Genomic DNA, 22,554 nt, shown 5'->3' with positions numbered 1-22,554 from the left:
AGAAAGAAGGGTTGAAGATGCCATAACTCTATGGCAAATACAAGGCTTCCCCCGCCGATCGACGGTACGATGAGCGAATTGAATCCACTTTTTTGGGGAGACGGCCATGTCTTCGGATATTGAATTGACCGCCAACTGGCTGCGTCGCGCGAAATCGGCAGTCGTTTTTACCGGGGCAGGCATCAGCACCGAAAGCGGCATTCCTGACTTTCGCTCGCCGGGAGGCGTCTGGTCGAAGTACCGGACGGTCTACTTCGACGAGTTCTGCGAGTCGGCCGAAGCACGCCACGAATACTGGAAGCAAAAAACCGAAGCACATGTCGAGTTCGCCGCCGCCGAGCCGAACGTCGGCCATAAGACCATCGCCAAGTGGGAAGAGCAGGGTACGATTCGGGGCGTGATCACCCAGAACATTGACGGCCTACATCAAATTGCCGGAAGCCGCGATGTGCTGGAACTGCATGGCACCGCACGGGAAGTGACCTGCTTGGATTGCCAATGGCGATCGTCGGTCGATCCGTTCGTCGAACAATTCCGCGCAACACAGCAAGTTCCGCTGTGCCCTGAGTGTGGTGACGGCCGTTTGAAGCATGCGACCATTTCCTTCGGCCAGATGTTGCCGGAAGAAACGCTGAATCGCGCACACCGTTGGTGCCTCGAAGCGGACGTAGTGATTGCCGTGGGATCTTCGCTGGTCGTTTATCCAGCGGCAGGTCTTCCGGAAGCAGGCAAGCGGCACGGAGCCAAGCTGGTGATCATCAACCGCGATGAAACAGGACTCGACGCAATCGCCGACGTGTTAATTTCGGGCAGCTGCGGAGAAGCGTTGGCTGCCATCGATGCAACCATTTAGCCGTTACGACGGCGCCAGGTGCCATGCCCACGTCTGCGTGGGCATGTTGACGTTTGTCTTGGCATGCCAACGAAGTGGACGGCATGCAATAGGCACCGATTTGCTCTTACAGCAAGCTTTCCAGAAGCAGGCGAATCTTGCGCATCTCGGCCATTTGATCGGTATCCGGCAGAGGTGGCATGTGGGCGGTGAGGGCTCGGTTGTAGCCGATCTGTTCCAGCTGCTGGATCAGACGGCCATATTCGACTTCGCCTTGCCCGATTCGAACGTGCATTGCTTCCTTGCTGGTATCGCGAAGGTAGACGTGACGGACGTACTTGAGCACTTTGTCGTAGCTCTTGACGCCATCTTCCCGGCAGATGAAATGGCTTGGATCAAGCGTGATGCCGAGGCCTTTGACGTTGTCGCACAAGACCTGAATGGTGTCGCAGTCTTGCGATAGGCAACCGACATGCGTGTGCATGCTGGTGACAATCCCTTCCGTGGCCGAAATGGCGACCATCTCGCGGAGGTGCTCGACCTCTTCGTTGAAGGGGGTGCCGAACTGGCCGCTAGGGATGGTGATGGAGGAAACCTTGACCGCTTTGGCCAGCTTGCAGATCGCTTCGTATTCCATGTAGCGATCGTTGCCCTGGGCGTTGGACAGGAGACGGAAATTGGAGATCACTAGCCGCTGCGTGTCGTGACAAATATCAATCGCACGCTGCAAATCGCCGACAATATCGGACGGACGAAGATGCTCTCCGTTTTCGTCCAATGTCATATCGACGGCGCTAAACTCCAAGTCGACCAGCTTTTCCATGCACTCGCGCAAGGGTAATTCGGGAAAACACTCGGTCGAAGCGGAAACGAACACGGCTCGACTCCTTCACCTGCCATGGGGTATTCAAGAATGGTTCTCTGACAATCGGGCGTAGCTTACCGAGATTAGGCCTGATTTGACAACACCAGAGTGGAAACACTCGCCAAATTGCCTCAATTACCAGCGGATTGCCTACCTCAAATTGCCATGCCCTCAGAGCAACGTAGAATAACTATGCCTCGCCTACCATCCGGGGCATTCTCTTTGTATCGATTCCCCTCGTTTTTTGGCAGGATCCGAACATTATGGCCAATCAGGATTCCTCGGACATGGTCCAGCCCATGCCGAACCATCCGCAACCGATCATTATTCAAAACAACTCTTCCGGCAGCATCTTGTGGCGAATTATCGCAGGCATCGGCTGGCTGGGGGTTTTCTTCTGCATTCCCATCATTCTGGGCCAGGCGATCAGCTCGGCCAGCTATTACAACACGACCGAAGGCGTGAGCGAAAAGTACTTCTCGGGAAGTAAGACCGCCACCGACAAGATCGCCGTCATCAACGTCACCGGTGTGATCATGGAAGGGGAAGGGTACGTCCGCAAGCAAATCGACCTGGTCCGCGAGGATGAAGATATCAAAGCGGTCGTCGTCCGCGTCGACTCGCCTGGCGGAACGGTTACCGGGTCGGACTACATCTTGCACCACCTGAAGAAGCTGAAAGAAGAACGCGACATCCCGCTGGTTGTCAGCATGGGTGCCATGGCCACTTCCGGCGGTTACTATGTCGCGATGGCAGTGGAAGACGAGGAAGATTCGATCTTCGCCGAACCCACAACAACGACTGGTTCGATCGGCGTGATCATTCCTCACTACAACATCTCTGGGCTGATGGAAGAGTACCACATCGAAGATGACTCGATCATGAGCCATCCTCGCAAGCAGATGCTGACGATGACGCGTGAGATGCCGGAAGAGCATCGCGAGATCTTGCAGGAATATGTGAACCAAGCGTTTACACGGTTCAAAGACATCGTCAAAGAAGGTCGCCCTGAGTTTGAAGCCGATCCAGAAAAGCTGGATACACTCGCGACCGGCGAAATCTTCACCGCCAATCAGGCCCTGAAAAACGGCCTCGTCGATCAGATTGGTTTCATCGAAGAAGCGATCGATCGAGCCGCGGAACTAGCCGATATCGATGCGAAGAAATCGCGTGTGGTGACCTACGAACAGCCCACCGCCCTGTTCGATCTGGGACTCGCGCAAAACCAAGCCTTCAGCTGGGACAAGATGCTGGAGATGTCCGCTCCCAAAGCGTACTATCTTTCCAGCTATCTGCCACCGATTGTAAGCTCGTTCCCATTGGGATCGCGCTAGTCGATCGACGCCGCCCCATGTTGGTCTTGGGGACGAAAACATGAAGAAGGTGACCTGAAGTTCAGGTCACCTTTTTTCATGCGCCGGTCAAATCAACAGTTTCCCAAGCAGTAGCACCGTGGCGGAAACCAGAATGATCGACAAGATGTTCAGCACAACACCTGCTTTGATCATGCTTCCGATCGGCACACGCCCAGAGCCGTACACGATCGCGTTAGGGGGCGTGGCGACCGGCATCATAAACGCACAGCTGGCTGCCAACGTTGCCGGAACTAACAGCAACAACGGCGGCACGCCAAGTTCTTCCGAAGCACTTCCCAGCACCGGATTGAAAGTCTGCACGCTGGCCAGGTTCGACGTGAACTCCGTCAACCAAACCATACCTGTTGCGGTGACGAACACCATCATCGATTCCGACATCTGACTCATCACGGCTGCCATGTGCGAACCGAGGAAAAGATCGAAGTGGGACGCATTCACCGCTTTGGCGAGTGCCGTACCACCGCCAAACAGCAGCAGGACACCCCAAGGCACTTTCACGCTCGATTCCCATGTCAAAAGGGGGCCACTCTCTTTGCCGCCGCGAGGGACCATAAAGCAAAGCACGGCCATGGCGATCGCTGTCGTGGCATCGCTCACGAGGGTCTTGCCGTTCTCATCCGCGAAGTAGATCCCCCATCCCCAGCCATCGACTGGTTCACGCGAGATCCATAGCACCGCCGTCGCCAGAAAGATCAATCCGGCTCGCCACTCGGCGGCACGAATAGGCCCTAGCTTCGAGAGTTCGTCCGCGATCACACTTCGCCCGCCAAGCGAGTCTTCGCTGCGAACGGGAAACAGTAAATAACTGAGCACGCCCCAGGTAATCAGCATGAAGACGACAGAGAAGGGGAGGGCCATCATCATCCAGGCCAGGAACGAAACCTGCGGTAAGTCAGGAAAAGCTTCGCCGTAGTACGAAGAGAACGCGATGTTCGGTGGCGTTCCCACGAGCGTTGCCACACCGCCGATACTGGCCGAGTAGGCGATACCCAGCATCAATCCGACACCGAGGTTCCTTCGGGCCGAATCATCGGTCAGACGAAGATCGGCAACCGCGAGAATACTTCCGGCAATCGGCAGCATCAGAAGCGTGGTCGCCGTGTTCGAGATCCACATCGACATCAGCCCCGTCGCCACCATGAAACCGAGCAGCAGCCTGGCAGGGTTATCTCCCATGACGTAAACAATCGACAACGCAATCCGGCGATGCAGCCCCGACTGTTCAATCGCCAGGGCAATCAGGAACCCGCCGAGGAACAGAAAGATGTTATGGTCGCCGTAGCTCGCGGCGACCGCTTTAACCGGCTGGATTCCCAGCAGTGGAAACAAAACCAGCGGCAACAGCGACGTCGCGGCAAGCGGGACTGCTTCGGTCAGCCACCAGATGCCCATCCAAACGAAGGCGCCTGCCATTGCGTTGAGCTGCGGTTGCTCGGCGTCGAGATAAATTCCCTTGAGCCCGAGTATCCAGAAGATGATCGCGAAGCCTGGCCCAATCCACAAGCCAATCTTCGCCGCCAACGTTGGTGGCGGTGCCGTTTGATCCGACAAGGGAGATCCTTTTCCGTTGACTAGAAGTTGCCCGAGATTTCAACGCGAACCGTTCCACGATTATCGTCGTTGACCACATCGTGCATTTTCAGCAGTAGCCGCCCTGATTCGGGAGCACTCATCTGCTTTTGCGTTCCGATAGTGAAGGGTCGCATGTCTTTGTCAGGCGTCGCCGACTTGGCGATCACTCCGATCAGCGATCCCAACTTAAAGTCGCGAATCTCTCTGGGGATTTCCAAGCCGTTGGCATCGCTGACGTGAACCAGCATCCATTCCCCTTCGACGCGAAACGCGACAGGGCTTCCCTCTTCAAGATCGATCCCGGTGTCTTGCCAGCCATCTTTCGCTTCGATGACAACCACCTTCTTGTTGGCGTTGGAGAGCTCGCCGTTGATCACCTTCAGTTTTTCAACCGCTGGCTTGTAGTTGGGGACCAACTTCAAGACTTCGCCAAAGACGATGCGTGCTTTCTCCCAATCTTTCTTCCGCGCGTACTCGTCTCCCAGTTTTTCGGCTTTGGTGACGAACTCGCGATGCAGTTCCACCAGACGAGGATCTGGAGGAAGCTTCAACGGCTCTTCTTTGGGAGGCTGGTTTTGTCGACGCTGGGCAAAGGTATCGGCCGGAAACAGTCCGAGTACCAGCAGCATCAGGATGGGCACTAATCGCATGAGGGATCTCCAGGGGAAGCGCGCGGAGGTTAGACACTATTAAAATTCTAGGTCGCATCCCTTGCAAGCACTTGGAAGAGACCGTCGCCAGAGAGGCGTTTTCAGCGGTTTTCCTACCGAGAACGCCAGAATCGAGGGATGAATAGCACCAAGACTGCGAAGATTTCCAGTCGACCGATCATCATTAACGCCGTGAAAAGCAGTTTCGTCCACCAGGTGAAATAGGCGTAGTTCTGCGTGGCACCGATGATACCGAGTCCTGGACCGACATTGTTGAGCGTTGCCGCAACGGCAGTTGCGCTATCGATCAGCTTGTGTTCGATGTGTTCTTCCGAAGCACCCCACGTCGAATCAGGTTCGAGCGTGACAATCGCCAGCCAGCCAAAGACAAACAACACGAGAATCAACGAAAAGTAGATCAAAATGTTCGTTTGCAGATCAGGATCGTCGACCGGGCGGCCTCCTAAACGGAGCGGTCGCACCACGGTGGGATGGTAAGACTTTTCGAGCTGCAGAAAGAGAATCTTGTGAAACAAGATATGGCGAATCACCTTCAAACCGCCGCCGGTACTGCCTGCACAGCCGCCGACAAACATCAACAAAAACAGCACCCCACGGCCGAAGCTATTCCACTGATCAAAGTCGTGGGTGCCGTAACCGGTAGTGGTGATGATGGACACGACTTGAAACAGCCCATACCGCAGTGCATATAGGAACTCGTTGAAGACAGAGGTCTCGGGGTCGATCACGAAATCGTCGTAGACCATTCCAAACGTCATCACGGCAGCCGTCACAACGACGATGATGCCGATGTAGTAACGCCATTCGATATCTTTGAACAGCCGACTCGCCTGGCCGAACATCATGAAGTAGAGCAGCGTGAAATTGGTGCCAGCCAACGTCATGAAAACGATCACGACGTATTCAATCCAAGCACCACTGACGGGATCGGCTTGCACGAAATGCCCCAGGCTGGAGTTGTACGTGCTGAATCCGCCGGTCGCGAGCGTTCCAAACGCATGGCAAACGGCGTCGAAAAAGTTCATCCCCAACAGCCACAGCAACACAGTCAGCACCAGATTCAATCCGCAGTACAAACCAGCGAACATCCAAGCGGTGTGCTGCATTCGCGAGTGAGAACCTTCCTTGCTGGGACCTGGCATTTCGTTCCGCATGAGAGCCTTGCCAGCGGAGCCTTGGCCAAGAATCACCACAAAGAGCACGATGATCCCGAGACCGCCCAGGAAGTGCGTACTGCTCCGCCAGAACAAGATGCAGTGCGGTAGGCTGACAGGATCTTCCAAGTCGGCAATGACGGTCGCGCCGGTGGTACTAAATCCTGATTGTGACTCGAACAACGCGTCGGCGATGTTCATCGGAACAGCCCGCACACGAAAGTTGTCGCGCCGTCCGAGCGGGGCGTCTGGCTCTTCGCCCGGTTCCAACAACGCGCCGCGCCAATGTGGCAGTTCACGAAGTTCCGACAAGACTTCATCGTACGGTCGTTGCGGCGGTTCTCCCTTACTGAGTACGCGGACTTTGGCTTCATACTGCTCGGCCAACTTGATGCCGGGAAGTCCCCGCGCGCCAGCTTGGACCAGCGAATGCACAAGCGCATATTGATCGAGCGAAAGTGGCGATACCTCGTCGCCGTAGACTTGAGGTGCGTGCTCGCTGGATTCAAACAAGCGGACAGCCAACTTGTTGCAAGAGCCGGACAACAAAAATGGCATCGCCCCCAGGACGGTCGCGACCAACCAGCTAAGTCCCACGACCGCCATCGCTTCTCGGCGATACAGTTCCCCTTTGGCAGTACGTCCAATGCGCCACAACACCGCCCAACAAATAATGCTGAACAAGATGGAATAGATGAGCCCCAGAAAACCGTGAAGCTCGAATTTCTGGAAGTCTTCGTCCGTTCGATGACCAATGACCGGCCATGCCCAAGGAAGGCTAAAGATCATCGTCACGCCAATAATCAGGCAGACGATCGAGAGCAGTCGGCACACCAGGCGATAGTTCATGATGCAGCTAGTTGGAGATTGCCAAAGGTATGCGTGAACGAATAACGTGGAAAACTACGATTGCTCTTCAAACAACTTGACGACCGCGTCGAGTGCCGACTCTTCGACGAGCACAACCACTGTGTCGCCGGGGGCTAGTCGATCGTCTGCCGAGGCAACGCGCACGTAGTCGGAGCTCATGATCGCGGCGATCAAACAGTGCGGCGGAAGCTTTAAGTTGGCGATGACATGCTCGGTGGCGATGACACCTTCCATGACTTCAAATTCGACGATCGCGATACCACCGCCAGGTAGATTTTTCTTCGAGATGATCGGCCCACTATTGAGCAGCCCCAGCACCTGGCGGGCGACCACATTTCGCGGACTGACGGCCAGGTTAATGCCCAGCTTCTCGACCACGTTCGCGTAGTCTGGACGCTGGACAATGGCCATACATTCGCGAGCCCCAATTTCACGAGCTTCAACGCACGCCATAATGTTGTTTTCGTCGTCGCCGGTGCAAGTGACGAACACATCCATGTTGCCGACGCGTTCCTCTTCCAAGATCGCACGACGCGTCGCATCGGCGTGAACCACCGTGGTGTGCTCGAGCAAACGTGCGAGAAACTCGCAGCGTTCCATGTTCTCTTCCATGAGCGTGACATGGTATCGCTGGCCTTCCAGCATACGAGCGAGTGCCAGGCCGGTCTCGCCACCACCAGCAATCACAACGGAGCGAATCGGAGTTGCTTTGACTTGGAATTTGGCTTTGACCGAGTCAATCTCTTCGCGGGTTCCGATCAGCGTGATGTGATCTCCCACTTCAATCGAGTCGCCTGCTCCGGCGATCCAGGTTTTCCCTTGCCGCTGGATCGTGCCGACACGAACTCCCTTAGGCAGCTTCACCTCTTTCAATGGTTTGCCGATCGCTGGGGCAGGATCGTCACAGATGATCTCCTGAACTTCCAGCTCGCCGCGAGCGAAGTTTTCCAGCACGGCGCTTCCAGGGGAGCGAATCGCGCGGACGAACTCGACTGCCGAAAGATGCTCGAGACTCAGGAACCGGTCGATATGAAAGTGACGCTGGTAATCGAAGGTGCTCAAGTCGCGGAAGACGCGACCGTAAACACGTGCCACGCTTCGACGAGCTCCCATCGCTTTCGCCATACTTGCCGCGACAATGTTGACTTCGTCATCCCCTGTCACCGCCAGGCAAAGATCGCAGCCGATAATGCCCGCTTGAAACAGAATCGCCGATTCGGAAGCGGAACCATGAATGGCACGGATATCAAGTTCCGCATTGATGGAACGGACGTGATCCGAATTCGATTCGACCACCGTCACGCTGTGGTTGTTTCGACAGAGCAAGTCCGCGATCCACGTTCCGACAGTGCCTGCACCTAAGATAACGATTCGCATGGATAGCCGCCTCTAACTCGAAGTGGAAGGGGCAGAGGGTGCCGAATCGGCTTTCTTCGCCGCCTTGCCACATCTCAGTTTTTCGCTGGGAATCTGCAAATCTTCCAAAATCTTTCCCTCGAGAATCGTTTCGTGGATGATTCGCTCGACGTCTGCTTCCGTAACTCCGCCATACCAAATTGCTTGCGGATAGATCACGATCACTTGACCGTCGTCGCACTGATCGAGACAACCTGAATCGTTGGCACGCACTTGTGCTTTCAAGCCGAGACGCTTGATCTCTTTCTTGAGGGCGGCGCGGATCTTACCCGAGTCGTGCGATTTGCCATCGCGAAGATGCTTGGGCGGCTTGCATTTGTTGCAGACGAATATGTGATGCGTAAACTTGGACATAGAGCTCGCAATGAAGTCACTCTGATGCCGCATATTTCTGAACGCGGCGGAAAGTTTACCATCCTACGATTTCACAGCGTGGTTACTAGCCCATTTCGGCTGCGAATACCCGCTGATTGGGGGCCTTTCGGCGGCGATAATGCCTAGCCGTCCCCTTCTTTCAGGCCCAATCGCGAAAGCCAATTCCCCTTCGCAGGCTTATCGTTTCCTGGTTTCGCAGGCGACGCCTTGGACAGTTTGGCTTTTTCAGACTCAAGCTGCGAGATCTTTTCTTCCAGTTCGGCCCGGTCACGTGCGATCTTGGCTCGCTCGACCGAGATGTCGACCTCCGCTTTACGCAGCTTCTCTTTCCACTGCTCTTGCAGCGTTTTCAGGTTCTCGCGTTCCTGGGCGATCAGTTCATCCTGGTCCAACAGTTGGGCAATCGCGTTGGCACCGTGAGCGACGCCTGATTCGTTGGCACTCGATTCTAATTCTTCCAGCTGCTGCCGAAGCTCTTCAATCTCTTGCTCTTTCGCTGCAACAGCTGCGTTTCCACTCTCGATTGCCTCTTGAATCGAGAGACGCTCGGCAGCTTCTTCTTCGTCGTGCTCGTCGAATTCTGCTTCCAACTGAGCCAGCATACGACGCTTGGTCGCTTCCCAGTCGCTGCCAGAATCGTCGACCGCATTGCTGGCACCAGACTTCTTCGCCGCTTCCAGGTCTTTCGCCAGTTTGGCGTTTTCCTTCTTGAGCTCTTTGAGATCGTCCAGCGTAAGCTGCAGACGGCTTTCCAGCGACTCGACGCGCTCGTCGTCCGGAATTCCACCTGCTTCGATCTGATATTTGAGATCGCTAATTTTCTCTAGCAGTGAATCACGTTCCTGACGAAGCTGCACGAACGCTTCGTCGCTTGCTCCTTCGCCCCCGTCGGTTTTCAGCTGCTCATTTTCACTTTGCAGCTTAGCTGTTTCTTCTTGCAGCGATTCCAACTGACGACGAAGATTGCCAACTTGCTCTCGGCTTTGCTCGTGATCCGAACGGGCCTGCGACAGTGCGACTTGCGATGCAGCCAACTGGCTTTCCAGTTCGCTCTGGACATCTTCGATCTGCTTTTTGAGCGATTGATTTTCAACTCGCAATTCTTCTTGCGAATCGCTCAAATCACCATGCTCTGCCTGACGTTTTTCGAGCTTTTCAGCCAGCTCGTCACGCTCGGCTTTCAGGTGATGAAGTTCTTCTTCCAGAAGTGCAAGTGCTTCGCCTGACTCGTGCGACTGCTCTAGTTGCTGCCGGGCCGAATCGCGTTCTTGTTCGATGGTTTTGAGCTGTTCGCCGAGCTTTTGTAGCTCTCCGTCTTTCTGCGCCAGCGACTTCTCGAACTCGGCCTGCTTGGCACTAAGCTCGGAGGCATCCACGCTTTGCGACTTCACTGTTTCCAGCTGCGATTGAAGTTGTTGAACTTCCTCGGACAGCTTTGCTTTTGCCCCTTCGAATTCTTTCGCCGAAGACTGTGCGGCTTGTAGCTGTGTCTGAAGTTCGGCGAGCTGTTGACCTTGCTCGGAGTCCGACTGAGAGAGCTGGGCGTTCGCTTCGTCTCGCTGCTGTTCGGCAAGCTGAAGTTTGCCTGCGAGTTCGTCGGCGCGAAGTTTTTCTTCCTGAAGTCGTCCTTCCAGATCCGCATTTTGCGATTGGACCGACTGAAGATCTTGCTCGAATTTGGCTTTCTCGCCTTGAAGCGATTCTACTTGGCCCGTCAGTTGACCAGCGTGATTTTGAGCATTTGCCAGTTCGCCTTCCAGTTGCCCTACGCGATCGGCTTGCTGCTGTGCCGACTGCCGTACGCCGTCTAATTCAGAGCGTACACCGTGCAGCTCTGCTCGTACACCGTCGAGCTCTCCCCTTACGCCATCTCGTTCGGCGGATACATCGGAAAGCTGTTTTTCCAAGTCGGCAATGCGGCCATTGAGCTGATTTTGCAGCTCTTCGGCTGCCTGGCCATTTTGCTGTGCGGCCTGAAGGTTCTTCAGCGCTTCGCTATGCTTGGACTGCTGATCAAGAATCTCTTGCTGGAGCGATGCTTTGGCTTCGTTGGCCGATTTCAGTTCGGCATGAAGTCGATCTTTCGCGGCATGCAGTTCACTTCGCTCTGCTTCCCATGCGGAGTGATTCCCCTTTTCCTTCTCGAATCGGCCTAGTTCGTTTTCAAGAGACTGTTCCCGCGCTTGCAATGCTTCGAGAGAAGCAGACAGCTCCTTCGACTGGTTTTCCAGTTGCGATACGGATGCTTCGACTTCGGAAGAACGATTGTTCAGGTGGCCTTCTTTATCGACAAGCCCCTGCGAGATCTGCTTCAGTTGCTGCGAAATACGTTGCTCAATTTCGTGAACACCTTGGCGATGACGCTCTAGGAATTCACGCGCACGCTCTCGTTGCAAAGAGGCCTTGCTCGCAATCTCTTCCAAATTCGCGATTTCGTGAGAATGGGAATTTACGCCGTCCATGTCCTGATCGATTTCATTAAATGAGACGTGTCCACTACTTCATGCGTTTTCTCATGGTGTCCGCACGGCTGCCAATCGGTTGCGCGGAACGACCTACTGTTCTATAGGTTAGGACATGCGCCCGGTCAAAAACGGGGAAAAGACTGCGGCAAAGTGCAGTCCCCTTCTGCGTCTGATTTTGACGGTTCTACCGGTTTTGTCGGTGGTAACAGCGCATGAAGAAACCCCCACCATATCTGGAGGGGGTTTCCGTTAGTCAGGTTATAAGCGTTCGGGCGGTTACTTGCCCATTGACTTCTTAGCCGCTTCGACGACGTGATCGGTCGTGATACCGAAGTGCTTGAAGAGCTCTTCGGCAGGAGCACTGGCACCGAAGCTCTTCATGCCAACGAATTCACCTTGGAAGCCAAGCAGGCGATCCCAAGACTGACGAAGGCCAGCTTCCACAGCGACGCGAGCCGTCACTTCGCATGGCATGACTTCCTTCTGGTATTCGGCATCTTGCTCGTAGAACAACTCCAAGCAAGGAACGCTGATGGCACGAGCTTTGACGCCTTCAGCGGTCAGCTTTTCGTACGCGTCGATGACCAGCGAAAGCTCGCTACCGGTACCCATCAGCAACACTTCCGGCGTACCTTCGCAATCGGCGATGGTGTAAGCACCCTTCGACGAGTTGCCTGAGCAGGCATACTTCGAGCGATCGAGCGTTGGCAGGTTCTGACGCGTGAGGACCAAGACCGAAGGACGATCGTTCAGCTGCAGGGCCGTCTTGTAACAAGCACCGACTTCATTTGAGTCGCCAGGACGGAAGATAGCAACGTTAGGAATCGCACGCAAAGCGGCGAGGTGCTCAACCGGCTGGTGGGTTGGACCATCTTCACCGACACCGATCGAGTCGTGCGTGAAGATGTAAAGAACCGGTGCGTGCATGATCGCCGACAAACGGAGCGATGGACGCAGGTAGTCGCTGAACACGAAGAACGTCGAAACGTAAGGACGCAGTCCGCAAAGAGCCATGCCGTTGCCGATGGCAGCCATGGCATGTTCACGGATACCGAAGTGGAAGTTACGTCCACAGTAGGTGCCTGGCTCGAAGTCGCCAGCCCCATCAAACTTCAAACCGGTTTTGGTCGAAGGTTCCAAGTCAGCCGAACCGCCAAGCAATCCAGGAACTTTTTCGGCAATGGCATTAAGCACTTTGCCGCTGGAAGCACGCGTGGCAACGCCCTTGGCATCGGCAGGGAACGTTGGAATGTCGGAGTCCCAACCTTCAGGAAGTTCGCCCGACATGATCGACGACCAAGTGGCAGCCTTTTCTGCGTTTTCCTTGCCGTAAGCTTCGAAGTCAGAATCCCACTTCGCTTTGGCTTCGGCACCGCGAGCACCAAGGTTGGCGTTGAAGTGTTCGTAGACTTCGGCAGGAACTTCAAACTTGCCGTACGTCCAACCGTAAGCTTCCTTGGTGGCCGAAATTTCGTCGTCACCCAGTGGAGCACCGTGAGCACCGTGGGTGTTGGCCTTGGTCGGAGCACCCCAAGCAATGATGCTATGCACGACAATCATGGTCGGCTTGTCGGTGGTTTGCTTGAATTCGGCAAACGCTTTATCCAACGCGTCGATATCGTTCGCGTCTTCGATATCGATCACGTGCCAACCCATGGCACGGAACTTACCAGGGATGTCTTCGGTGAACGCGAGATCGGTGTCGCCTTCGATGGTGATCTTGTTGTCGTCGTAAATCCAGCAGAGGTTCGACAGCTTCAAGTGACCGGCCGTCGACGCAGCTTCGGTGGCGATGCCTTCCATCAAGTCGCCATCGCTACAAAGAGCGTAGACGTCGTAGCCGAACATGTCGCCAAAGCGAGCTTCCTGCCATTTGCCGGCGATCGCCATACCAACACTGTTGGCAACGCCCTGGCCGAGCGGCCCGGTCGTCGTTTCGATACCAGCAGCTTCGTGAACTTCGGGGTGGCCGGCACATGGGCTGTGCAGCTGGCGGAAGTTGCGGATGTTGTCGAGAGTGATCGATGGTTCGCTCGAACCGTCTGCCTTCTTAACGCCGGCCACGTGCAAAGTGCTGTACAACAGCATCGAAGCATGACCGCAAGACAGCACGAAACGATCTCGCGAATGCCAATGAGGATTGGCAGGATCGTAATTCAGGTGCTTGTTCCACAACGTGTAGACCACAGGAGCCAGAGCCATTGGCGTGCCGGGATGCCCACTGTTGGCTTGCTGGACGGCATCCATGGACAACGTACGGATGGCGTTGATCGATAATTGCTCAATACTGGTCGTGGAGATAGACATATTTCGTTCGAGACTCTCTAGCCAACATAGATACGTTAGTCGCCGGCAACCGGAAGGCTCCCATCAAGCAGAAAGGAGCTTGGCTCAGGAAACGATTCGCCCTGGCGAACCTGCCGCGACGCGGACACATAAGTCAAGCATTTTAAGTCCAAAAGAACTCAGAAGTCAACGCAACGGTTGCGGCCGATTCCGTTTGCATCACCTACCCTACGGCCTATCGAACGGGGGTAAAATTGATTTGAATGAAGTTACGAGGAAGGAACCCTCCCAAAACTGGACGCGAATGTCCCTAAATGGGAGTTAACGACGAATATTCTCCCCCATTTGGAAAGCAAGCGGGAAATGCCAGAAGAAAGAGTTGTCGAAAGAATTACAACGCTTGAAGAAAAACATGCCCATCAAGAGCGGATTATTGCAGACCTGAACGAAGTGATCCTCGATCAGCAGAAACGCCTGATGCGACTGGAATCTCTTCTCAAGAGAGCCGACGAACGGATCGAGCAATTGCATGCCGCGATGGACCAACCTCGATCGGCCGACGACGAACGACCGCCACACTATTAATACGCCGCGGTCTCACGTCTCAGGCAAAAGAAGTGACTATTCGCCATCCAGGGCATCACTGAGAAGCCCTTTAACGGTAGTCATGACTTCCGAAACATAGGAAGTAATCAGAACCGAGTACTCATTGAACTCAGTGAGCGTATCAATCAGCTCACCGTCGAAGATCAGTTCAATTTCGGTTTCGTAGATTTCTTCATCTTCGAGGACGATCGAAAGGACCACGTCACCTTCGACCTCTTCCCCTTCTTCACTCAGCGACGCATTGCCGGTCAGCCGGCTGATTTGAATGTCTTGCCAGTTGATTCCTGCCACGACAATCTGAAAGACATCGTGCACGCCTGGCAAATTGATGCCCATGTTCTGACCGATCAGTCCAAGATTGAACTGCGGCAGCGGCTGAGCAGGCGGATCTTTATCGTCGTCTGGATCAACAACGGTAACTCCCCCATCGTCACCCCCGTCATCGGTAGGTTCGGTCGCTTCGATCCAAGCGGAAGGGTAATTGGCGGGAAATGTAACGAACTCGCTGTCGTAGTTTTTGCCGAAGTTCGCGACAAAGTAGCCGTAGTCAGAAAGGCCTACTTTGTACGACTTATCAAAGTCAGCGAACCAAGCGACTCCGTCCGTTGGAGAATCGGCCGTTTTGCCGAATTGCTCGACGAAACTACCGAAGTCGCTCAGGCTGATCTTCTGATCCTCATTGAGATCGTAAATCACCGGCAACAATCCCAACTCCGGCATCGGATCGTGTCCGATCAATACATCGGAACTGCCTGACATGGCGGTGATATTCTGAGTAGCGAGCTCCACCGAGTGAGGCCCAACGCTCCCAGTAACAAAGTCCATCCGGACGTTGTCGCCAAGCTGTGGGACGGCTTGAAAGTGAACGCGGGCAAACAGAACACGATCTTGGTTCGAGAGTTCGACACCGGGGGAGATACCGTGAATGTCTCGTACTTGCCCTAGGCTATCGTCAAGCTCGAACGTTCCTTCCGCTCCTTGGAATGAGCGGCCAAACTCGACATTGACGGCGGACGTAAGATCGGTGCGGTAGCCTAAATCTAGCTTTAAATCGTGTACTTCAACCGGGGCAGGGCCTTCACCTCGGACCCAGACTTCGACGACAAACTTATCCCACTCATGCGTTTGCCGCATGCTTTCCGGCATGACCGTCGTTCGGTCAGCAAGTGAATCCTCTGGAAGCGACTGAGTTGAGAAGACGGCAAATTCCACCATCAATGCCGAATCGCCAGCCAAAAGATCCTTACGCTCCAACATCTGGAACGTTGACCTTCGCCGTAAGGAGGCGTTCATGCTGTGGGGCCGAGAATTCATCCGCCTTTTCTCGATCTCGCAAAATCTCTGGATCAGGCCGCACGCTTCATGCACCAGAAGCGGCTCTAATACCAGCGAGGGTGGGTCAATTGGACGTCTACTGGACCGAACACGGGTAATCAGCCCAGGGGAGGGATTGGCGAACTCCGCTATAGGAGAAGCGAAGTAGGACAATTACCAACCAATCCGCCTTCGGTAATTGCCAACAGTTAAGTCCAACGAGCAAAAGCGGCGGTCAACTGCCAACCCGACGCTCTACATGTTATATACAAGGGTTAACCCTAAAAAAACCAATTCGTGCCGGAAACATTCAAGAATTTGAATGGAAAATCCGAGATCCGGTTTGACTTTCTGCGGTCGGCACGAGGTAGCACGAAACCCGTAGGCAATCCCAGCAGGCAAATCGTCGGCGTCGCTCGGCACCGGAATAACGCTTTAACCTGCATAAAACACAACAGGAGTGGCATTAATGGCAGAATGGATCGAAACAGGCAGTAAAGCACCCAGCTTTACAATGACCGCTGATGATGGCTCGAAGGTCAAACTCACCGATCTGAAAGGGTCGATCGTTGTCCTCTACTTCTACCCCAAAGACGACACCCCTGGCTGTACCAAGGAGGCTTGCGCTTTCCGAGATCGTCAGAGCGAACTGGTAAAACACGGCGTTACGGTGCTTGGCGTAAGTCCCGACGACAAGGAAAGCCACGTCAAATTCAAAGAGAAGTTCCAGCTCAACTTCCCACTACTCGTCGACAAGGACCACAAAGTCGCCGAAAAGTATGGTGCCTGGCGCGAGAAGAACATGTATGGCAAAGTCAGTATGGGCATCCAGCGAAGCACCTTCCTGATCGATGCGGATGGCAAAGTGGCCAAGATCTGGAAACGCGTTCAAGTAGACGGACATGACGCGAAAGTCCTCGAAGAAGTCGAGAAACTAAAGGGCTAACCCCCTTCTCAACTAGCAAGAAACAAAAAACGGAACCCGCTCAAATGGGTTCCGTTTTTGTTATTAGTGGGCGATACAGGATTCGAACCTGTGACCCCTACCATGTCAAGGTAGTGCTCTAACCAACTGAGCCAATCGCCCTTTCGACAATGCTTTCTGCAAGCATTTATCAGTGATTGATCCCGTGAAGGATTAACCAAACGCGTAGTTTGCCATCCAAACCGCTGATGCGTCAAGGGGATGAATCGAAAATCACGATTTTGCCCCCACTTCTTAACTACGGAAATTCTGCTTCTCGCTCTACGTTATCGCCGGTATCTCGTAAACCTGGACTTTTCCTAAAACGTAACTTCCGTCAATCTATACGCTTCTTGCGGTGAACCCATTTTCGCAATAGGCCGTCTCCCACTGACATAGGTATAAGAGCCTACGCCTTGGAATCAGGTTCGCTTCGACGCAGTGGCATACACGATTGCCGGTCGCGTCGCCCCCTTTCTCACGGTTTTAGCGACATCCTTTGTTTCGATGCCCTCGTGAGATTGGAAACCTCCATCTGGATGAGAAATTAGTACACATCATGCTCGAGGTCATTCTTCCCGACGGATCCAAAAAAGAATTCGATCACGCAGTCACTCCTATGGAAGTTGCTGCTGACATCGGCCCCGGTCTTGCCAAGGCAACATTGGCCGGCGAAGTCGATGGCAATATCGTGGGTTTCGATACCAAGCTTCCTGAAGAAGGGAGCGTCAACCTACGACTGCTGACGAAAAAGGATGAAGAAGCCCTGGGCGTTATGCGGCACAGTTGCGCTCACATTATGGCTCGTGCGGTGATGCGTCTGTTCGACGGTGTGCAGCTTGCTTTTGGCCCAACCATTGAAGGGGGCTTCTACTACGACTTTGATCTCGAGCATAAGCTATCCGAAGAAGACTTCCCGGCCATCGAAGCCGAGATGAAGAAGATCATCAAGCAAGACGAACCGTTCGAGCGTATCGAGCGTGATCGTGAAGAGTCGCTTCAAGTCGTCAAAGATCTCGGTCAACAATACAAGATCGAGCATATCGAGACAGGCCTGAAAGACCATGCGTCGATGTCCTTCTACCAGCAGGGCGAGTTTGTCGATCTTTGCCGTGGCCCTCATGTGCCACGTCCAAAAGCAATCGGCGCCTACAAAATCCTTTCGGTTGCCGGGGCTTACTGGAAAGGGGATTCTAATAACCGTCAACTGCAGCGACTTTATGCGACCGCCTTCTTCAACAAAGAAGATCTGGAAGCCCATTTAACGAAGATCGAGGAAGCCAAACGTCGCGACCACCGCGTATTGGGCAAACAGCTCGACCTGTTTTCGATCAACCCACTCGTTGGGCAGGGGCTGATCCTTTGGTCTCCCAAGGGGACGATTATCCGTAACTTGCTGACGGAATTCGTCGGTGAGCAGTTGAAGAAGTTCGAGTATCTTCCGGTCGTCACGCCGAACATCGGCAAAGTCGACTTGTATAAGATCTCTGGGCACTATCCTTACTACAAGGAAAGCCAGTTCGCGCCGATTCATCAGGCCGACGACGAAGAATACCTTCTCAAGCCGATGAACTGTCCGCACCACATCATGATCTATAAGTCGCGGCCACGTAGTTATCGTGAACTGCCGTATCGCTTGTCGGAATTCGGTACCGTTTACCGCTACGAACAATCAGGCGAGCTGAATGGCATGACTCGTGTTCGTGGCTTCACGCAGGACGATGCCCATATCTTCTGCACCGACGAACAAGTGGAAGTCGAGTTCCGCAACTGCATTCAGATGACTCAGTACGTGCTGAGCAGCTTGGGCCTGACCGATTACCGCGTGCGCCTTGGATTCCGTGACCCTGACAGCGGCAAATATGTTGGCCAAGAGAAAGTCTGGGATCAAGCCGAAGCGGCACTGGTACGTGTTTGTAAGAACATGGGGATCACTGCGACTGCCGAAGCGGGAGAAGCTGCGTTCTATGGTCCCAAAGCAGACTTCGTCGTGAACGATTGCCTGGGCCGCGAATGGCAGCTTGGCACCGTTCAGCTCGACTATAACCTTCCGAGCGCAGAGCGATTCGACCTCGAATACATCGGGCCCGATAACCAGCCGCATCGTCCGGTAATGATTCACCGTGCTCCGTTCGGTTCGCTGGAACGATTCATGGGTGTGCTGATCGAACATTTCGCCGGCGCATTCCCGCTTTGGCTAGCCCCAGAGCAAGTGCGAATCTTGACGGTTAGCCAAAAGTTCGACGAGTACGCACTGAAGGTCGAAAAAGAGCTTCAAGCGGCCGGCTTCCGTGTCAGTGGCGATTATCGCCCTGAAAAGATCGGAGCCAAGATTCGCTCGGCACAACTAGAGCTGATCCCCTACATGTTCATCATTGGGGGCCGCGAGATGGAAGAAGAAGCGGTTTCGGTTCGCGATCGAATTGATGGCGACTTGGGCTCGATGAAGATCCAACAAGCCATCGACAAGCTGACCGATGAAGTCGAAAACCGTGTCGTTCGCCAGGTGTTTAAAGGCTCTGGCGGGCTTGGCACCTCCGGCACCGCGTCCACCAGCGAAGGTTACTAAACCTTCAAAAAACAAAGACAGCCTTCCCCCAAAGCGACGGGGGAAGGTGACCACATTAAGTCAAGTGTCCCGAATCGGTTGCGGAAAGTCAGTCCTACAAAGGGAACCAGAACCGCCATTACCACCCGAAAAGGTGGCAAAATTTACCGATTCTGATTTTCGTGCGTTAACGTGACGAGATCTTGACGATAAAATGATTGCGTTGTGGTACGATTTTACGGGTTGTCCACAACCGCCAACAAAATTGAATCACTCGACCCGTTTCCTAGCGTTTAAAAGGATCACTAGCCATCGCCCTGCGTAACATGTCTCGCGATCGCGACCGCGATCAAAATCGCGACCAGACTCGAATCAACGATCGAATTCGTATTTCGCCTATTCGAGTCATTTCTGCCGAAGGAGAACAGTTAGGCGTTTTGCCCACTGACGAAGCCATGTCCATCGCCCGAGAAGCGGGTCTGGATCTTGTCGAGGTCGCTCCTGGCGCCAAGCCACCGGTTTGCCGCATCATGGATTACGGCAAGTACAAATATCAGCAAAGCAAGAAGCAGCACAAAAACCAGTCGCATCACACCAAGACGAAAGAAATTCGTCTTCGTCCCAAGACCGGCGACCACGATATCGAATTCAAAGTCAAGCAAGCCATTGGCTTCTTGAAGCACAAAGACAAAGTCCAAGTCTCGATCCAGTTCAAGGGACGAGAAATGGCTCACGTCGAAGAAGGCCATCGTGTCATGGCCCAGGTCATCGAGCTTCTGTCGGAAGTGGGCAAGCTCGAATCGCCTCCCAAGCAGATGGGCCGCCGCATCATGGCAACCGTCTCGCCCAAGGCCGGATAGTCTTCCAGCCGTTACAATCTAAGCTATCAAATCGTGGCCACTTTCGTGGAAAGTGGCCACTTCTGTGCGCTGCGGTAGATTTGCTAGCTCAATTTCTAGTGCCGAACTGATATTGCCGCTTCGGTTTGCTCTCTGGTAACTTTCTGCGTCGCTGCTCGCAAGGAAGCCACGCTGCGCCCATCGGAAGGCAAACCCCCATGAAATCTTCGGTCATCATCACTACCCATAATCGGCCGTACTACCTCGACAAAGTACTGTACGGCTACGCTCAGCAGCGCGTTACGCCTCACGAGATTGTGATCGCGGACGATGGATCCACGGATGAAACGCCGGAGATCATCCAGAAGTACCAGCAGCAAGTCGACTTCCCGATTTTGCACGCATGGCATCCCTTCAGCGGAATGCCTCAGATCTCGAAGGCTCGCAACAACGCGACTCGAATGAGCAGCGGTGAGTACATCATCTATACCGATGGCGACTGCATTCCTGGTCCCATGTTTGTTGCCGATCACCAACGATTGGCTCGGCCGGGGCATTTTGTTCAGGGGCGTCGCAATTTCCTGAATTACAAAGCATTCGAAACGTTCAATGGCTCGGAGTCGGCCTGGCAACTGCTTAAGCATTGGATGAATCGTGGGCTCACGCGTCTCGATTTAATTGCTCGAATTCCTGGCTTGGCAACTCGTAGCAACACCCTCAAAGGGGTTCGGGGCTGCAATATTGCGACTTGGCGAAGTGATATCGACGCGATCAACGGATGGAATGAAGAGTTCGTTGGCTTCTGGCGTGAAGACAGCGAGTTTGTGACCCGTTTGATGCGGACCGGTGTGAAGCGCCGAAATGCCCTGTTTTCGGCGGTCTTGTTCCACATGGAACATGAAAAGTTCTTTAACCAGGAAGACTTCGACCGCAACAACAAACTGTGGGACAAATCGAAGACCGGGCCAATCTACATCGAGCACGGCATGATGCCGCCACCACGCCCGCAGCCAGTTTCCGTTGCCGACTTGGACGAAACGTCGCCGATCGCCAAGGCAGCCTAACCAGGTTTCGCCCCAAGCATCGCCTTATAGACGTTTATCGTTTCCTTTGCGGCCACTTCCGAGCTGAACTGCGATCGCACAATCTCGGAAGCGTCGATTCCCTGCAGCTTCGCTTTACGTCGATCAGCAAGGACTTCTGCCAGTTTCTCCGCAAGGGCTACCGGATCTTGTGGCGTCACGAGGTGACCGCCGGTCGTGGCTTCGATCAACTCTGGAAACGCACCATGGCTAGGCTGAACGACCGGGACCCCTGCTGCTAAAGCCTCGAGTACAAACAGCCCCTTCGGCTCTCGATAAACCGTCGGAACCGAAAGCACGTCGATCGACTGCAGAAACTCCAGCTTTCCGGCTCGATCGACGGTTCCCAAGTAATCGCAACCATCGATGTGTCCTGCAGCTTCCAGTTTTTCAAATTGCTCGTCGACATAGGCCTGTTGTTGTGGGCCGGCCCATCCGGCTACCTTCAGTCGTACGCCTTCCATGCCTGGCATCGCCTTTAAATGCAGAAATGCATCCACGAGAACGTGCAGTCCTTTTTCAGGTGCCATGCGTGCCAGATAACCAACCGTTGGCGAATGCTGTGGGACATCGTCTCGCGATGGCTTATCTGGCAAATCAGTTAGATCAATTCCTAGCGGCACCAAATGGAACTTCTCACGAGGAATTCCGAAGTACTCCGCCATGTAGTCGGCATAGTAATTACTGAAGACAATAAAGCCGTCGATGTGCGGGACAAGGCTTCGAATTGTCTCGAAGCATTTCGTCCGATACGGCTCCGGCAATTCATCCATGAAGACGTCGTCTCCTTGGAGGGTAACGACGATAGGACAGTCGACCAGCTCTTTGACCAGCGGAGCAGTGCCCGCGATCATCATGTTGCTGAAATTGATGATCTCTGGCTTCATATCGGCCGAGAGCCACTTCGCGAGTCGATACGCTTCCTTGCGCTGATTTCCATCTTTTCCCTTCAAGACGGAAAGCGTCAACGCACCGAGCTGCTTCGCATCGGTCTCGATCCCTCGGGACGTCGCCCAGCGGATGATCCACTCTTGGTCGAGCCAACGCGTCACGAAATCGGGCAGAAACCGGTAGCCAGGTACAGTCTGCTCCATGTAGACGTTAATGCCACCGTAGAAGAGTGTTTTTTCGCTGACATCTTCTTCGTCGACACGAATTGGCGTGTACATCGGTATCAGATGGACATCATGCCCCAAACGATGCATGGCCCTGGCCACAGTGTTGTCGCGCATACAGCTGCCGCAGAACATGCCTGCCCCGCCTGCGGTGATGTAGGCAATGGTCATGCGTTCGGCTGCTGAATTGGTTGCGACTGCCAT

The 22,554-nt window shown here is 54.2% G+C and carries 17 protein-coding genes and 1 tRNA gene; 7 read left to right on the top strand and 11 right to left on the bottom strand.

Annotated features, from left to right (window positions below):
* Positions 1–106: 106 nt before the first annotated feature.
* On the top strand, positions 107–853 hold the full coding sequence (locus tag LA756_RS22830) for a Sir2 family NAD-dependent protein deacetylase (RefSeq protein ID WP_224437036.1): 747 nt from the start codon (positions 107–109) through the stop codon (positions 851–853).
* Positions 854–959: 106 nt separating this feature from the next.
* Here the strand turns inward: LA756_RS22830 and LA756_RS22825 are convergent, their stop codons facing one another.
* A complete protein-coding gene (locus LA756_RS22825; RefSeq protein ID WP_224437035.1) occupies positions 960–1,709 on the bottom strand; it encodes a sugar phosphate isomerase/epimerase in 750 nt (249 codons plus the stop codon).
* Between the two features lie 251 nt (positions 1,710–1,960).
* On the opposite strand from LA756_RS22825, the gene sppA reads away from it, so the two are divergent.
* Positions 1,961–3,031 (top strand): signal peptide peptidase SppA, encoded by a 1,071-nt coding sequence (gene sppA / locus LA756_RS22820; protein WP_224437034.1) that lies wholly within the window; start codon positions 1,961–1,963, stop codon positions 3,029–3,031.
* Positions 3,032–3,118: 87 nt separating this feature from the next.
* Here sppA and LA756_RS22815 read toward each other — a convergent pair whose 3' ends face one another.
* The 7 genes from LA756_RS22815 to tkt form a co-directional block, all read right to left on the bottom strand.
* Positions 3,119–4,624: a DASS family sodium-coupled anion symporter gene (locus LA756_RS22815; protein ID WP_224437033.1), complete on the bottom strand. Its 1,506-nt coding sequence runs from the start codon at positions 4,622–4,624 to the stop codon at positions 3,119–3,121.
* A gap of 20 nt (positions 4,625–4,644) precedes the next feature.
* Positions 4,645–5,295, bottom strand: a complete 651-nt coding sequence (locus tag LA756_RS22810) for a tetratricopeptide repeat protein (protein ID WP_224437032.1) — start codon at positions 5,293–5,295, stop codon at positions 4,645–4,647.
* Positions 5,296–5,408: 113 nt separating this feature from the next.
* Positions 5,409–7,319, bottom strand: a complete 1,911-nt coding sequence (locus LA756_RS22805) for a TrkH family potassium uptake protein (RefSeq protein ID WP_224437031.1) — start codon at positions 7,317–7,319, stop codon at positions 5,409–5,411.
* Positions 7,320–7,373: 54 nt separating this feature from the next.
* Positions 7,374–8,717 carry a Trk system potassium transporter TrkA gene (trkA, locus tag LA756_RS22800; RefSeq protein ID WP_224437030.1) on the bottom strand — a complete coding sequence of 448 codons (1,344 nt, stop codon included), beginning with the start codon at positions 8,715–8,717 and terminating at the stop codon, positions 7,374–7,376.
* A gap of 12 nt (positions 8,718–8,729) precedes the next feature.
* Complete coding sequence (locus tag LA756_RS22795) at positions 8,730–9,110, bottom strand: ferredoxin (RefSeq protein WP_224437029.1); 381 nt, start codon at positions 9,108–9,110, stop codon at positions 8,730–8,732.
* A 143-nt stretch (positions 9,111–9,253) separates the two neighbouring features.
* Positions 9,254–11,527 (bottom strand): hypothetical protein, encoded by a 2,274-nt coding sequence (locus tag LA756_RS22790; RefSeq protein WP_224437028.1) that lies wholly within the window; start codon positions 11,525–11,527, stop codon positions 9,254–9,256.
* Positions 11,528–11,872: 345 nt separating this feature from the next.
* Positions 11,873–13,903 (bottom strand): transketolase, encoded by a 2,031-nt coding sequence (gene tkt, locus LA756_RS22785; protein WP_224437027.1) that lies wholly within the window; start codon positions 13,901–13,903, stop codon positions 11,873–11,875.
* Positions 13,904–14,245: 342 nt separating this feature from the next.
* On the opposite strand from tkt, the gene LA756_RS22780 reads away from it, so the two are divergent.
* Positions 14,246–14,467, top strand: coding sequence for a SlyX family protein (locus LA756_RS22780; RefSeq protein WP_224437026.1), 222 nt, complete (start codon positions 14,246–14,248; stop codon positions 14,465–14,467).
* Between the two features lie 36 nt (positions 14,468–14,503).
* Here the strand turns inward: LA756_RS22780 and LA756_RS22775 are convergent, their stop codons facing one another.
* Positions 14,504–15,745, bottom strand: a complete 1,242-nt coding sequence (locus LA756_RS22775; RefSeq protein ID WP_224437025.1) for a hypothetical protein — start codon at positions 15,743–15,745, stop codon at positions 14,504–14,506.
* Positions 15,746–16,271: 526 nt separating this feature from the next.
* Here LA756_RS22775 and bcp point away from each other — a divergent pair.
* Positions 16,272–16,748, top strand: a complete 477-nt coding sequence (bcp, locus tag LA756_RS22770) for a thioredoxin-dependent thiol peroxidase (protein ID WP_224437024.1) — start codon at positions 16,272–16,274, stop codon at positions 16,746–16,748.
* A gap of 67 nt (positions 16,749–16,815) precedes the next feature.
* On the opposite strand, the gene LA756_RS22765 is transcribed toward bcp, so the two are convergent.
* Positions 16,816–16,889: transfer RNA gene (locus LA756_RS22765), tRNA-Val, on the bottom strand.
* A gap of 436 nt (positions 16,890–17,325) precedes the next feature.
* Between LA756_RS22765 and thrS the strand changes: the two genes are divergently transcribed.
* From thrS to LA756_RS22750, 3 genes are all read left to right on the top strand, one after another.
* A complete protein-coding gene (thrS, locus tag LA756_RS22760; RefSeq protein WP_224437023.1) occupies positions 17,326–19,335 on the top strand; it encodes a threonine--tRNA ligase in 2,010 nt (669 codons plus the stop codon).
* A 305-nt stretch (positions 19,336–19,640) separates the two neighbouring features.
* On the top strand, positions 19,641–20,174 hold the full coding sequence (gene infC / locus LA756_RS22755; protein ID WP_224437022.1) for a translation initiation factor IF-3: 534 nt from the start codon (positions 19,641–19,643) through the stop codon (positions 20,172–20,174).
* A 197-nt stretch (positions 20,175–20,371) separates the two neighbouring features.
* A complete protein-coding gene (locus tag LA756_RS22750; RefSeq protein WP_224437021.1) occupies positions 20,372–21,217 on the top strand; it encodes a glycosyltransferase in 846 nt (281 codons plus the stop codon).
* Here the strand turns inward: LA756_RS22750 and LA756_RS22745 are convergent.
* Positions 21,214–22,554 (bottom strand): glycosyltransferase family 4 protein, encoded by a 1,341-nt coding sequence (locus tag LA756_RS22745; protein ID WP_224437020.1) that lies wholly within the window; start codon positions 22,552–22,554, stop codon positions 21,214–21,216. The two genes, LA756_RS22750 and LA756_RS22745, sit on opposite strands and share 4 nt — an antisense overlap.

It is taken from the genome of Bremerella sp. TYQ1 (assembly GCF_020150455.1).
GTDB lineage: Bacteria > Planctomycetota > Planctomycetia > Pirellulales > Pirellulaceae > Bremerella > Bremerella volcania_A.
This window is presented reverse-complemented; position numbering and strand designations above follow the sequence as displayed.

Excerpts from the sequence above, each read along its gene's own strand:
- LA756_RS22830 (WP_224437036.1), top strand. The coding sequence starts at position 107 with ATGTCTTCGGATATTGAATTGACCGCCAACTGGCTGCGTCGCGCGAAA.
- sppA (WP_224437034.1), top strand. The coding sequence starts at position 1,961 with ATGGCCAATCAGGATTCCTCGGACATGGTCCAGCCCATGCCGAACCAT.
- LA756_RS22810 (WP_224437032.1), bottom strand. The coding sequence starts at position 5,295 with ATGCGATTAGTGCCCATCCTGATGCTGCTGGTACTCGGACTGTTTCCG.
- LA756_RS22805 (WP_224437031.1), bottom strand. The coding sequence starts at position 7,319 with ATGAACTATCGCCTGGTGTGCCGACTGCTCTCGATCGTCTGCCTGATT.
- trkA (WP_224437030.1), bottom strand. The coding sequence starts at position 8,717 with ATGCGAATCGTTATCTTAGGTGCAGGCACTGTCGGAACGTGGATCGCG.
- LA756_RS22795 (WP_224437029.1), bottom strand. The coding sequence starts at position 9,110 with ATGTCCAAGTTTACGCATCACATATTCGTCTGCAACAAATGCAAGCCG.
- tkt (WP_224437027.1), bottom strand. The coding sequence starts at position 13,903 with ATGTCTATCTCCACGACCAGTATTGAGCAATTATCGATCAACGCCATC.
- LA756_RS22780 (WP_224437026.1), top strand. The coding sequence starts at position 14,246 with ATGCCAGAAGAAAGAGTTGTCGAAAGAATTACAACGCTTGAAGAAAAA.
- LA756_RS22775 (WP_224437025.1), bottom strand. The coding sequence starts at position 15,745 with ATGTTGGAGCGTAAGGATCTTTTGGCTGGCGATTCGGCATTGATGGTG.
- bcp (WP_224437024.1), top strand. The coding sequence starts at position 16,272 with ATGGCAGAATGGATCGAAACAGGCAGTAAAGCACCCAGCTTTACAATG.
- thrS (WP_224437023.1), top strand. The coding sequence starts at position 17,326 with ATGCTCGAGGTCATTCTTCCCGACGGATCCAAAAAAGAATTCGATCAC.
- infC (WP_224437022.1), top strand. The coding sequence starts at position 19,641 with ATGTCTCGCGATCGCGACCGCGATCAAAATCGCGACCAGACTCGAATC.
- LA756_RS22750 (WP_224437021.1), top strand. The coding sequence starts at position 20,372 with ATGAAATCTTCGGTCATCATCACTACCCATAATCGGCCGTACTACCTC.
- LA756_RS22745 (WP_224437020.1), bottom strand. The coding sequence starts at position 22,554 with ATGGCAGTCGCAACCAATTCAGCAGCCGAACGCATGACCATTGCCTAC.